Source organism: Streptomyces sp. AF1A, assembly GCF_047340315.1.
Classification (GTDB): domain Bacteria; phylum Actinomycetota; class Actinomycetes; order Streptomycetales; family Streptomycetaceae; genus Streptomyces.
In genome coordinates this window covers 1-12,662 of the sequence record NZ_JBLEBI010000197.1, presented here as the reverse complement: position 1 = coordinate 12,662, position 12,662 = coordinate 1, and the positions used below count along the sequence as shown (strand labels likewise).

At 74.5% G+C, this 12,662-nt stretch carries 11 protein-coding genes and 2 pseudogenes; 7 read left to right on the top strand and 6 right to left on the bottom strand.

What is annotated here, in order from left to right; translation table 11 throughout:
* The 3 genes and pseudogenes from ACLU3S_RS31965 to ACLU3S_RS31955 all read right to left on the bottom strand — a co-directional run.
* Positions 1–788 (bottom strand): annotated as a pseudogene (locus ACLU3S_RS31965) (hydrolase); the annotation flags it as partial.
* A 544-nt stretch (positions 789–1,332) separates the two neighbouring features.
* A complete protein-coding gene (locus ACLU3S_RS31960; protein WP_413955466.1) occupies positions 1,333–1,710 on the bottom strand; it encodes a toxin Doc in 378 nt (125 codons plus the stop codon).
* A gap of 3 nt (positions 1,711–1,713) precedes the next feature.
* A complete protein-coding gene (locus ACLU3S_RS31955; RefSeq protein WP_413955465.1) occupies positions 1,714–1,953 on the bottom strand; it encodes a hypothetical protein in 240 nt (79 codons plus the stop codon).
* Between the two features lie 163 nt (positions 1,954–2,116).
* Here ACLU3S_RS31955 and ACLU3S_RS31950 point away from each other — a divergent pair, with 163 nt between their 5' ends.
* Positions 2,117–2,626 carry a methylated-DNA--[protein]-cysteine S-methyltransferase gene (locus ACLU3S_RS31950; RefSeq protein WP_413955464.1) on the top strand — a complete coding sequence of 170 codons (510 nt, stop codon included), beginning with the start codon at positions 2,117–2,119 and terminating at the stop codon, positions 2,624–2,626.
* A gap of 239 nt (positions 2,627–2,865) precedes the next feature.
* Here the strand turns inward: ACLU3S_RS31950 and ACLU3S_RS31945 are convergent.
* Positions 2,866–3,048: pseudogene (locus ACLU3S_RS31945) on the bottom strand (hypothetical protein); the annotation flags it as partial.
* A 268-nt stretch (positions 3,049–3,316) separates the two neighbouring features.
* On the opposite strand from ACLU3S_RS31945, the gene ACLU3S_RS31940 reads away from it, so the two are divergent.
* On the top strand, positions 3,317–5,695 hold the full coding sequence (locus ACLU3S_RS31940; protein ID WP_413955463.1) for a SpoIIE family protein phosphatase: 2,379 nt from the start codon (positions 3,317–3,319) through the stop codon (positions 5,693–5,695).
* A 3-nt stretch (positions 5,696–5,698) separates the two neighbouring features.
* On the opposite strand, the gene ACLU3S_RS31935 is transcribed toward ACLU3S_RS31940, so the two are convergent.
* A complete protein-coding gene (locus ACLU3S_RS31935) occupies positions 5,699–6,247 on the bottom strand; it encodes an RNA polymerase sigma factor (RefSeq protein ID WP_413955462.1) in 549 nt (182 codons plus the stop codon).
* Positions 6,248–6,294: 47 nt separating this feature from the next.
* Between ACLU3S_RS31935 and ACLU3S_RS31930 the strand changes: the two genes are divergently transcribed.
* The 5 genes from ACLU3S_RS31930 (at position 6,295) to ACLU3S_RS31910 (ending at position 11,804) form a co-directional block, all read left to right on the top strand.
* Entirely contained in the window at positions 6,295–7,683 is a 1,389-nt protein-coding gene (locus ACLU3S_RS31930; RefSeq protein WP_413955461.1) for a serine/threonine-protein kinase, read from the top strand.
* A gap of 149 nt (positions 7,684–7,832) precedes the next feature.
* A complete protein-coding gene (locus ACLU3S_RS31925; RefSeq protein WP_413955460.1) occupies positions 7,833–8,519 on the top strand; it encodes a DUF4232 domain-containing protein in 687 nt (228 codons plus the stop codon).
* A 202-nt stretch (positions 8,520–8,721) separates the two neighbouring features.
* Entirely contained in the window at positions 8,722–9,969 is a 1,248-nt protein-coding gene (locus ACLU3S_RS31920; RefSeq protein WP_413955459.1) for a hypothetical protein, read from the top strand.
* A gap of 63 nt (positions 9,970–10,032) precedes the next feature.
* Entirely contained in the window at positions 10,033–11,286 is a 1,254-nt protein-coding gene (locus ACLU3S_RS31915; protein ID WP_413955467.1) for an SLC13 family permease, read from the top strand.
* 29 nt (positions 11,287–11,315) lie between these two features.
* Positions 11,316–11,804, top strand: coding sequence for a universal stress protein (locus ACLU3S_RS31910; protein ID WP_413955458.1), 489 nt, complete (start codon positions 11,316–11,318; stop codon positions 11,802–11,804).
* A gap of 1 nt (position 11,805) precedes the next feature.
* Here ACLU3S_RS31910 and ACLU3S_RS31905 read toward each other — a convergent pair.
* A partial coding sequence (locus ACLU3S_RS31905; protein WP_413955457.1) for an RICIN domain-containing protein occupies positions 11,806–12,662 on the bottom strand: 857 nt, incomplete at its 5' end.

Below are 12,662 nucleotides of genomic sequence, written 5' to 3'. Positions count from 1 at the left end.
AGCACGGCCTCGGCGAGCAGCACGCCCAACGCCGCGTCGGCCTGGCCCAGTTGCTCGGCCGCGTGCCGGCAGTACGCACAGCCGGCCAGGTGCTCCTGGACGTCGGGCAGCAGGGCGCCGCCCCGCCGGATCGGGATGTCCAGCAGGCGGTTGTAGTAGCGGCAGTCCTGGCTCGGCGCGAGTTCCCGGTGGGCCCGCACCAGCCCCTCCCGGAATTTGTCCCGGGCCTGTTCGAGGGCGGCCGTCGCGCTCTCGGTGTCCATGCCGAGAAGTGTGGCGGGGACGTGCGTCGGCTCGGCCTCGACCTCCGCGTGCCACAACAACGCCTGTTCCAGGCGGGGAAGGCCGTAAAAGGAGCGGTCGGACAGGACGCGGTTCTCCGGAATCAGCGTCTTCGCGGCGCGCATTCCGCGGCCCCCGGCGGGTTTTCCGAGCCCGGGCAGCAAGGCGGTGATCCGCTCCGTGCCGGACCAGTTCACCACCGTGTCCCGGACGGCCACCAGCAGGCGGGGCCGCAGCGCCTCCGCGCGTTCGCCGAGGGCGAGTCGCCCGAGGACCTGGTGGAAGGCGGTCGCGGTGACCATGTGGGCGAGCGGCCCGGCCCCGGCGAGGCAGATGACGGCGTAGTCGTGTGCGGGCCGCCAGTGCCGCGCCATCAGCAGTGCGGCGGACCGGGAGGCCTCCGCGTCGGAGCCGGCCCGCAGCGGGCCGGCGAGCAGCTCGTCGGACTCCCCGGCGTCTCCGCCGGGCGGCGGATACGGGGGACGAGGGGGGTGGGGGGTGGGCACTGAGCGGATTCCTTTGATGCGTGGTGCGTTGGTGCGTACCTCTGGGTGCGCACGGGGAGCGGGAATGCACCGGAGCCCGGTCGCCCGGGTCGCCCGGTCGTCGCAACTGCCGAAAACAGCCCGGGAATTCGCCCCCCGCACGGGCGTTGCAACCCTGGCACAGGTTCCACTTGGGCAACAAGACACACGGACGACAACGCCCTTATTGAAGGAAAGTCAGCAATTCGGGGTGAGAGCGGGCCCGGTGCCGTGGCTTCGGGTTTTTCATGCGCCCCGTGTGAAGCGCGTGCACACACCGGGCGGCCGCGCACGCTTCCGGGCCCGGTCAGACCGGTAGTGCACTGGGGTCGGCCCTTCTGGAAAGGCCCCACGTGGGGTGGAGCACCCGCGGCTCGGTCGAGGCCGGCAGCGGGCGGAGGCTCTCCCGCGTACGACCGGTCGCCGGCCCTGTCCCTCCCGCCCTCGGCCGGCGGCCCCGTCGACCTCACCCGAGGTCACCCCGGCCGGCGGCCCCGGCGGCTTCCCCCGTCGGCCGGGGGCGGGCTCAGATCTGCCAGGAGCGCAGCCGGTCGGCCGCGCCGTACACGTCGGTCTTGTCGGACATCAGGTCGCGGGCGAGGTCGACCAGGGCGCCGTAGGGCGGGTCGATGCCGACGCCGCTGACGAACATGTAGGCCACGGCGGTCGCGCAGGCGAAGCGGGCGTTGGCCGCGGGCAGCGGCTTGAGCACGGCGAGGGTGTGCAGCAGGGCGGCGGCCCGCCAGGCGGGGTCGGAGTCCACGCCCAGCCGGGGCGGATCGACACGGTGCCGGGCGACGGCGGCGACCAGCGCGGAGAAGTCGTCGACCGCGGGCTGCTCGGGCAGGACCTCCTCGTGCCGCTGCAGCAGCCACGGGACGTCGATGTGAATGACGGAGGGCATCACTCAGGCGGCCTCGCCCTTGGCGCGGGGCTCGTCGTCGGGAAAGGCGGCCGCGAACTCCTCGGCGTGGGCGGCGAAGAAGCGGCGGAACGCCTCGGCGCCCTCCTGCAGGGCGCGGTGCCGCGCTATGTCGGCGGCGGCCGCCTCGCGCACGAGGGCCTTCATCGACGTACCGCGCTCCTTGGCGATCTGCCGCAGGTCCTCGAGTTCCCGGTCGCTGAACTCCACGTTGAGAGCTGGCATGGCCCTCACGGTACCGCGCGGGTACTCACCCGTAAATATCCGCAGGTCAGGCCGTATTCTTCGGGGTACCTGAGCGGCCCGACGGCCATGTCCGATTCCCGCCGGTCCCGGGGCGCGCGGCGCGGCAGACTCGGCAGGGCACGCGGAAACCCGAGGAGATGCGATGAACAGCCGCACCGTCCACACCGTCCACCCCAGCCCGCTCGGCGACCTGTTGCTGACCGGCTCGCTCTCGCCCGCCGGCCTCACGCTCGGCTCGTTGTCCCTGCCGGGGATGCGCGGCGCGCCGGCGGTCCGTCCGGAGGACCGCGACGACCGGCCGTTCACCGAGGCGCACCGCCAACTGGACGGCTACTTCGCGGGCCGCCCGATCCGCTTCGACCTGCCGCTCGCCGCCGCCGGCACGCCGTTCCAGCAGCGGGTCTGGCAGGCCCTGGCGGACATTCCGTACGGCACGACGACCACCTACGGCGGGCTGGCCGCACGGCTGGGCGTGTCCCGGGCCGAGATCCGCGCGGTGGGCCGGGCGCTCGGTGCCAACCCCGTGCTGCTCATCCGCCCCTGCCACCGCGTGATCGGCGCGGACGGCTCGATGCGCGGGTACGCGGGCGGGGTCGAGCGCAAGGCGTGGCTGCTGCGGCACGAGGGTGCGCTGCAGCCGACGCTGGTGTGAGACGAGGATTCATGCGGCCCACCCCGGCCGCGGTCCGCCGCCGGCCCTCGGCGGACCGACCGGCCCGCGCTCGCCCCGAGCCGGACGAGCACGGCCGTACGCCCACCGGCCCGCTGCAGGCGCCGGCCGAGTGCGAGAACCGGGCCGGCGCGTGTGCCTGACCGGTACGCCATCCTGGCCGGTACGCGTCGGACCGACCCGGCCGGTACACGGACTCGGCCGGTGCACGAACCCAGCCGAGTGATGCCGCCCGGGTCGACCAACGCGAAGCGCCAGCCGTCCCGCAGCGGCACGCTGTGACGCCCCCCGCCGCCGGGCGCCTCGGCGGCGAGCGCGGCCGGGGCCGCGGAGACGTCCAGCACTGCTCTGGCCGCGGGCGCTGCCGTGGCTGCGGCCAGAACCGATCTACGCGTGACCGTCATGACGGCTCTCCTCATCAAGGCCCAGAAGTACGCACAACTGATCGTTAACAAACAGATTCTGACGCCCTGGCACGCACGATCGTCAGGGGTCCGGCAGCTTGCGACTGCGGCTCATGACAGATCGGCTGGATTTCCCTCTTGACCGAGTTCGACCGACCGATCAACCGCACCCGGGGGGCCGCGGTTCGCGCACGGGCCAGAAGCACTACGCTGGAACGCGAGTGGTGCCACCTGATCACTGTGAGTGTGCGCTTGGGAGCGGGCAACGATGAGCCGGGTCTATCCGTTCGACGACGCGGCGACGGCCCGGGCTGTCATCGATGACGACGGAACGCTGACGGAGTGGAACGAGGGCGCGCGGCGCCTGCTCGGCCACGAAGCCGGCGACGTCGTGGGGCGTCCCGCGGCGCGACTGCTGGCCGGGGACTTCGCCCCGGCCCTGCCCACCGGCTCACGCTGGGACGGAACAGTGGGATTGCGCCACCAGGACGGCCGCACGCTCTCCGTGTGGCTCCTCGCCCACCACCGGCCGCCGGGCGCGGACCACAACGGCGACTGGCTGGTGATCAGCCCGCTGCCGGGCGGCGAGCCGCCCGCACCGGACGATCCGCTGGCCGAGGCGGGGCTGCTCCAGTCCCCGTGCGCCCTCGCCGTGTACGACGACCAGCTGCGGCTGCGCCGGATGAACGACGCCATGGCCGAGGTGATCGGCCTGCCCGCGGAGCGCGTGCGGGGCCTCAGGGTCGCGGAGATCGGCGGCCGGCCGCAGAGCGAGGAACTCGAGCAGGGCATGCTCCGGGTCCTGACCTCCGGCCGGCCGCTGGACATGGAGACCGTCGTGCGCACCGGCCGCGAGGACCTGGCGCACGCCTGGCTCGCCCGGCTGGCGCCGGTCACCGACGACGGCGGCCGGGTGCGGGGCGTGACCATGGCCGCGGTCGACATCACCGACAACCTCCGGGCCCGGCAGCGGCTGCAACTGCTGAACGAGGCGAGCGTGCGGATCGGCACCACCCTGGACGTCAGCCGCACGGCACAGGAGCTGGCGGACATGTGCGTCCCCGCGCTCGGCGACTTCGTCACCGTCGACCTGCTGGACCCCGATGACCACGGCGGCGAGCCGCCGGCGCGCCTCAAGGCGCCCGTCACCCTGCGCCGGGCCGCCCAGCGGTCGGTCCTCGAGGGGATGCCGGAGGCGGTGCTCGAGCCGGGGCAGACCGAGCGGTACCCGGCCGGCTCCCCGCAGGCGGACTCGCTGACCGCGGGCCACACGATCATCGCCGCGTCGGGCGGCGCCGTGCGGCAGCGGTGGCTGACCTGGAACGCCGAGCGCGGCGAGCGGGCACGGACGTTCGGCACCCACACCTCGATGGCGGTCCCCGTCCAGGCCCGCGGACGCACCCTCGGCGTGGCGGTGTTCACCCGGCACCGGCGCCCGGACGGGTTCTCCGCGGACGACCGGCTGCTGGCCGAGGAGATCACCAACCGTGCCGCCCTCTGCATCGACAACGCCCGGCGCTACACCCGCGAGCGGGAGACGGCGCTCGCCCTCCAGCGCAGCCTGCTGCCGCGGACGCTGCCGCGGACCGCCGCCCTGCAGGCCGCCTCCCGGTATCTGCCGGCGGCCCGGGCCGGAGTGGGCGGCGACTGGTTCGACGTGATCCCGCTGTCCGGGATGCGCGTCGCCATGGTCGTCGGGGACGTGGTCGGGCACGGCGTGCAGGCCTCCGCCACCATGGGCCGGCTGCGCACCGCCGTACGCACCCTCGCGGACATCGACCTGGCCCCGGACGAGCTGCTCACCCACCTCGACGACCTGGTGGTGCGGCTCTCGGAGGAGTCCGGCGACGACAGCACCGGCGAGGTCGGCGCCACCTGCCTGTACGCCGTGTACGACCCGGTGTCGCGGCACTGCACGCTGGCGCGCGCCGGGCATCCGCCGCCCGCACTGCTGCTGCCGGGCGGCCGGCCCCACCAGCTCGACCTGCCCGCCGGGCCCCCGCTGGGCCTGGGCGGGCTGCCGTTCGAGTCCGCCGAGGTGGACCTGCCGGAGGGCAGCGTCCTCGCCCTGTACACCGACGGGCTGGTGAAGTCCCGGGACCGGGAGGGCGACGCCGGCCAGCAGCTGCTCCTGCAGGCCCTCGGCGCGCACGCGGAGTCCCTGGACGAGTCCTGCGACCGCATCCTGCACGCCCTGCTGCCGTCCGGCGACACCCCCGACGACGTGGCGCTGCTGCTCGCCCGTACCCAGGGCCTGCCCCCCTCGCAGGTGGCCACCTGGGACATCCCCGCCGACCCGGCGCTGGTCGCGCCGATCCGCAAGCAGGTCCTGGACCAGCTGGCCGCCTGGGAGCTGAGCGAGACCGCGTTCACGGCGGAGCTGGTGGTCAGCGAGCTGGTCACCAACGCCATCCGGTACGGCGCCCCGCCGATCCGGCTCCGGCTGATCCACGACGCGGCCATCCTGATCTGCGAGGTCTCCGACACCAGCCACACCGCCCCGCACCTGCGCCGGGCGAAGACCTTCGACGAGGGCGGCCGGGGCCTGCTCCTGGTCGCCCAGCTCACCCAGCGCTGGGGCAGCCGGCACACCGGGGAGGGCAAGACCATCTGGGCGGAGCTGCCCCTGTTCGCGGAGGACCGGTAGCGCTCAGGAGGCCGTCAGCCAGGGCCGTACCTGCTTGCGGGCCTCGTGCAGGCGGGACTTGAGGGTGCCGAGCGGGATGCCGACCCGCTCGGCGACCTCGGCGTAGTCCAGCTGGCAGATGTCCCGGTACACCAGCGGCGCGACCAGGTGCGGATGGGTGCGCTCCAGCCGGTCCAGGGCTTCCAGCAGATCCACCCGGGAGCCGGCGATGACGCTGGTGGTGCGCGGGTCGACGGCGTGCGAGGGCTCGATGGCGGCGGGCTGCTCGGCGGCTCGCCGCTTCAGCTCGCGGTACTTCTGCCGGCAGCAGTTGGCGACCACGGTGTACAGCCAGGTGCCGAAGCGGCTGCGGCCCTCGAAGGCGGAGATGTGCCGGGCCACCTGGAACAGCACGTCCTGGGCGGCCTCCTCGGCGTCCTCCCGGCAGGGCAGGAAGCGCCCACAGCGGCGCAGGACCTCGGGCCGGATGCCGGTCAGCAGCCGGTCCAGAGCCGTGTGGTCCCCGGCGGCGGCCCGCCGGGCGAGGTCTTCCGTCGACGCCTCGTCCTGCACGTCAGGGCCCCCCTTCGAGTCGATCTCAGGCCAGGCATGATAGTCCTATGCACTCCCTGGAGCGGATCGGCCGCTACCGCCTCGAACGGCCGCTGGGCACCGGTGCCTTCGCCACGGTGTGGCTCGCGCACGACCCGGAGCTCCAGGCCCCGGTGGCGGTGAAGGTCCTCGCCGAGAACTGGTCGCACCGCCTCGACATCAGGGACCGCTTCCTGTCCGAGGCGCGGCTGCTGCGCCGGGCCGGCTCCAGCCGGGTGGTGCAGGTCTACGACATCGGCGAACTCCCCGACGGCAGGCCGTACTTCGTGATGGAGTACGCGGACGGCGGCACCCTCGCCGACCTGCTGACCGCCGGGCCGCTGCCGGTGTCCCACGCGCTGGCGCTGACGGCCGAGGCCGCGCGGGCCGCCGCCGCGCTGCACGAGGCGGGGATCGTGCACCGCGACATCAAGCCGACCAACGTGCTGCTGCACACCGCCCCGGACGGCACCCGGCGGGTGCTGCTGGCCGACCTGGGGCTGGCCAAGAGCCTGGCGCAGGCCTCCGTGCTCACCCTCGCGGCGGGCTCGGCGGGCTACCAGCCGCCGGAGCAGGCCGAGCCCGGTGAGGGCATCGACGAGCGGGCGGACGTCTACAGCCTGGGCGCGGTCGGCTACGAGCTGGTCACGGGCAGGGTGCCGGGTCCGCCGGGCAGGGTCGTGCCACCCGGGCGGCTGCGGCCGGACCTGGACGACGGGGTGCAGCGGGCGCTGCTGCGGGCGCTGGAGCCCGACCGCGCCCGGCGCTGGCCGACCGCGCAGGGGTTCGCGCAGGAGCTGGACCGGCTGGCGGCCGGGCCGGGGGCGTCGTCCGTGCGGCGGCTGGACGGGGTCCGCGGCCGGCTGAACGCGGTGACGCTGACCCTGGCGGCGGTCCTCGCCGCCACGGCGGCGGCGGTCACGGTGACCGCGCTGATCCATCGCGACGGGGGGCCGGACGAGGTGCGGGTGGCCGACACCACCGGCCGGGTGGCCGTCCGGGTGCCCGCGGGCTGGGGCCGCGAGCTGCGCGACTCCGGCTGGGATCCGCGGGCGCTGGGGCTCCGGGCGGGGCACGAGCCGGGGCTGGTGGTGGCCGGTGACCTCGCCCGGTGGCCCGATCTGTCCGCCCCCGTGGACGGCGTGTTCGTCGGGCTCAGCGAGCACGGCGACGTCACCGCCAGGGTGAAGGCCCTCGCGCACTCCGGCTGCCACTACGCCAGCAGCCGCGGCTTCGCCGACGCGGACTACCGCGGGCTGGTCCGGGCCTGGAGCGGCTGCGCCGACGGCGGCTCGATCACCGAGTCGGCGCTCGTACCCGTGCGCGGCGGCGGGCAGCCGCAGGTGTACGTGCAGATACGCCAACAGGGTGACGGTGACGCCACCGACGGCGTACTCCGTTCGCTGCAGGCGGACTGATGGGTCGAACGTCGGTCAAAGCGGGAAAAGAACCCCGTGCGTCGCGAACCTTTCCCGCGGCCCGTGCATCGGAGTGGGGTGACGGCGCACCCGGCGCCATAGGCACGCGCTCCGTCGCGTGCCCCGAACATCCAGGAGTGTTGAGCGACATGGTGTACACCCCCCGGTCCGCGCGGCGCGGGGCCCTGCTCGTGGGCACGGTCGCCGTGCTGGGCCTCCTGACCGCGTGCGGCAACGGCCACGACGTCAACAGCAACCCGCCCAGGACGGCCTCGGGCACGGCGGCGCCCGCCACCGGCGACTCCGGGACGCCGTCGTCCGCCTCCTCCGCCCCGTCCCGCGCCCCCAGTGGCGCGGCCTCACCGACCGCGTCCAAGGCGACCGCGACGTCGGGCGGCGCAGCGACGACCGCGGCGAGCACCCGCTGCCACACCTCCGAACTGCGCGCCTCCGTGGGCCGCAACGACCCGGGTGCCGGGCAGGAGAACTTCCCCGTGGTGCTCACCAACACGTCCGCACGGACCTGCACCGTGCACGGCTATCCGGGCGCGGCCTTCGTGAACTCCTCCGGCACCCAGCTCGGCCCGGACCCCAGGCGTGAGTCGGGCTCCCCCGTGACGGTCACCCTCAAGCCCGGGCAGAGCGCCTGGGCCGGGCTGACCTTCTCCAACCCGGGGATCAGCGGCGCGAAGACGGCGACGCCGGCCGCGCTGCTGGTCACGCCGCCGGACGAGCGGGACCAGCTGAAGGTGGCGTGGACGGGCGGTGCGGTGCCGGTCTCCGGCAACTCCTCGTCCGTCTCCCTGTCGGTGCTCAGCCCCGGCACCGCACCCTGACCCACTCCCCTCCACTCCCCTCCGCAACGAACCCCGCTGCCACCCCGAGGCAGCGGGGTTCGTCCTGACCACGGCACAACTGTCACAGGGCGGCAACAGGCACCGCCCGCCGCGATCTTTCCGCCGGCTCCCCCCATCGAACCCGTCGACCGCACAGGCGAGGACGCCCCCACGGGGGCCACGACGAGGAATCGGGGAGAACATGAGCGGGATCTCACGCAGGCGGATGCTGACGGCGGGAGCGGCGGCGGGCGCCCTGGGCGCGCTGGCCGCCTGCTCCTCCGGCACCGGGCTCTCCTTCGACGGCCCGGACCCGGCGCACGGCGGCACCGCCACCGCGCAGGCCCGGCAGGCCAAGCCGATCGGCGACGGCTCCACCGCTGACACCGGCCCCCAGCCGCACCAGCCGAAGCCCGATCGGCTGAGCCCGGGCCAGAAGCCCCCGCAGTTCGTGGTGTTCTCCTGGGACGGCGCGGGCGAGCTGAGCAACAAGCTGTTCTCCCGGTTCCGCAAGGTGGCCGCCGGCCACGGCGCGAAGATGACGTTCTTCCTCAGCGGCATCTACACGCTGCCCGAGTCCAAGAAGAACCTGTACCGCCCGCCGCAGCACCCGGTCGGCGCCTCCGCCATCGGCTACCTCGCCGACCGGCACATCCACGCCACCCTGCAGCAGGTGCGGGCGGCCTGGCTGGAGGGCCACGAGATCGGCACCCACTTCAACGGGCACTTCTGCGGCGCGACCGGCGTGCGCAACTGGTCCCCGGCCGAGTGGCGCAGCGAGATCGACCAGGCCGTCGACTTCGTCACGCACTGGAAGACCAACACCGGCTTCACCGACCTGGAACCGCTGCCCTTCGACTACCGCAAGGAGCTGGTCGGCGGCCGCACCCCCTGCCTGGAGGGCCAGGCCAACCTGCTGCCCACCGCCGCCGCGCTCGGCTGGAAGTACGACGCCAGCTCCCCCGGCGGGCTGCAGATCTGGCCGGGCAAGGTGCAGGGCGGCCGAATCTGGGACTTCCCGCTGCAGTCCATACCGTTCTCCGGCCACTCCTTCCAGGTGCTGTCGATGGACTACAACATGATGTTCAACCAGTCCGGCGGCAACCCGCTCGGCGACCGCGGCCAGTTCGACACCTGGCGCGCCCAGGCCCGCGACACCTACCTGGCCGGGTTCCGCCGGGCGTACGAGTCCAACCGCGCCCCCTTCTTCATCGGCAACCACTTCGAGCGCTGGAACGGCGGCATCTACATGGACGCCGTCGAGGAGGCGATCGGGAAGATGGCCGAGTACGGCGACGACGTGCGGTTCGTGTCCTTCAAGCAGCTGGTGGCCTGGCTGGAGGCGCAGGACCCGGCGGTGCTGCGCAAGCTGCGCACGCTCTCGCCGGGGCAGGCCCCCCAGGGCGGTTGGGCGGAGTTCCTGGGCGCGGCGGGCACCCGCACGTCGTAGCCCGCTCGCGTTCGTCTGTTTTCATGGGCGGGCACCCCGTGATCATTTCCGGAAGGACCCGCCCTGAACAGCCCGCTCGCCGAAGCCCTGTCCGCCGTGCTGCTCGCCGCCGTGCTCGCCTGGGCCGTCGTCCGGCCGTTCGGGTGGCCGGAGGCGGTGGCGGCCGTCCCGGCCGCCGGGATCGCGGTCGCCGCCGGCGCGATCCCGCTCGCCCACGCGCGGGCCGAGGCGGAGCGGCTCGGACCGGTCGTCGGGTTCCTGGCGGCGGTGCTGGTGCTCGCCCACTTCTGTGACGTGGAGGGGCTGTTCCAGGCGTGCGGGGCATGGACGGCCCGGTGGGCGGCGGGGCGTCCGGTGCGGCTGCTGACGGCGGTCTTCGCACTCGCCTCCGCGATCACCGCGGTGCTCAGCCTCGACGCGACGATCGTGCTGCTGACCCCGGTGGTCTTCGCCACGGCCGCGCGCACCGGCGTACGGCCCAAGCCGCACGTGTACGCCTGCACCCATCTGTCGAACACGGCGTCGCTGCTGCTGCCGGTGTCCAATCTGACGAACCTGCTGGCGTTCGCGGCGAGCGGGCTGAGCTTCACCCGGTTCGCCACGCTGATGGCGCTGCCGTGGCTGGTGGCGATCGGCGCCGAGTACCTGGTGTTCCGGCGGTTCTTCGCCCGTGACCTCGCGGCGGCGGCCCCGGCGGGGCGGGACGCCGGTCAGGCGCCCCGGTTGCCAGTGTTCGCGCTGGTGACCGTGGGCTGCACGCTGGCCGGGTTCGTGGTGGCGTCCGCGTTCGGGGTGGCGCCCGCCTGGGTCGCCGCCGCCGGTGCCCTGGTGCTGGCCGGGCGGGCGCTGCTGCGGGGCAGGGCGACGCCGCTGACCGTCGTCCGGGCGGCGGCCCCGGCGTTCCTGGCGTTCGTCCTGGCCCTGGGCGTCGTGGTGCGGGCGGTCGTCGACAACGGGCTCGCGGACGTGCTCGGGCGGGTGGTGCCGGCCGGCACCGGGCTGCCCGCGCTGCTGGGGATCGCCGCGCTGGCCGCCGTGCTGGCGAACCTCGTCAACAACCTGCCCGCGGTGCTCGTGCTGCTGCCGCTGGCGGCGCCGACCGGACCCGGCGCGGTACTGGCCGTGCTGCTCGGGGTGAACATCGGCCCGAACCTGACCTACGCCGGATCGCTGGCCACGCTGCTGTGGCGGCGGATCGTGCACCACCACGAGCACGAGGTGGACCTCGGCGAGTTCACGCGGCTGGGCCTGCTCGCCGTGCCGTCCTCCCTCGCCGTCTCGGTGGTGGCACTGTGGGGGTCGCTACGGGTTTTCTGAGGTGGTGTGAGCCCGAGGAGGCCGACCGGATGCGTGTGATCGCCTGGCTCGTCGAGGGCACGTGGCCCGCCTGCGTGGACGCCGTGCGCGCCCACACGCCGCGGTCCGCCGAAGTGGTGCTGCTGCACGTCAGCGGGCCGGACGTACCCGGTGTCGCGCACGGCGCGTTCGCCGGGCTGCTCGGCCGGGGCCATCCCGAGCGGGATCCGGGCGACCGTCTGGAGGCGCTCGGCGGGAGTTCGGCGGCCGAGCTGCTCGACGCGGCGGTCGCGCGGCTGGGCCGGCCCTGTGCGCGCGACGAGCGGTCCGGCCGGGTCGAACGGGAGGTGGTGGCCGCCGCCGAGGGCGCCGATCTGCTGGTGCTCGCGCGGGACGGGGACCGCTCCCGGCTGGGCCCGCGCAGTCTCGGCCCCGCGGTGCGGTTCGCCGTCGACCACGCGCCCTGCCCGGTGCTGCTGGTGTGGCCGGAGCCGGCCCCCGGGCTGGCGACGATCCCCGCGCCGCCGCACCACCCGTGACTCAGCGGTGCCGGTGTCCGCCACCGCCGTAGCCGCCGCCGTGACTTCCGCCGCCGTAGCCGCCTCCGTCGCAGGAGGAGGGGTACTGGGTGCACCAGTCGTAGGAGGGGGACGGCGACGCTCCGGGGCCGGTCGTGGTGGCCGTCGGGCCGGGAGCCGAGGACGGGGTCCCGGACGCCTTGCCGGTGGCCCCGGCTCCGGGCGTGGTGGGCGACTGCCCGGTGGGGGCCGGCGACGGGTCGCTGTCGCTGTCCCAGTTGACGTTCTGCATCTGCAGGTCGGGCTTGGCGGTGTCGACGGACCAGCGCTGGGCGGAACCGGGGGCGCGGGTCTTGAGGACGAGGGCGCCGGAGCCGTCCGTGGCGGCAGGGGCGAGGGCCAGATCCTGGTTCCAACGGGGTATCAGGGCGCCCTGGAGGGTGAAGTCGTAGCGGATGTACCTCGCGGCCTTGCCGGTGGCCGTGCAGGGGGCGAGCCGGACCGAGTAGCCGAGGTGGGAGTCCAGGCACAGCTCGGGGGCGGCGGCGTTGCGCAGCAGTCCGTCGGCCTCGTACGTCCACCGCTGGCTCGGCGTGGAGGAGCAGGCGGCCAGCTCGGTCTCGGCGCCCTGGACCGCCTTCTCGCCGGCGACGCCGACACACAGGCCCGAGGCCAGGTTGTGCAGGCGGCCCTGGACGGCGCCCCGGCCCGTGCCCTTCGCACCGGCCCGGCTCGCCGTCCCGGAGTTCCCGCCCGGCGTCTTGGCGGGGGTGCGGGCCGCGCGGGCGGCATTGCCGTCGCCGGAGCCGAGCGCCGCCCACAGCGCGAGGGGCAGCACGACCAGGCCGCTGACGGTGACGACGGCCGCGGCGAGGTTGC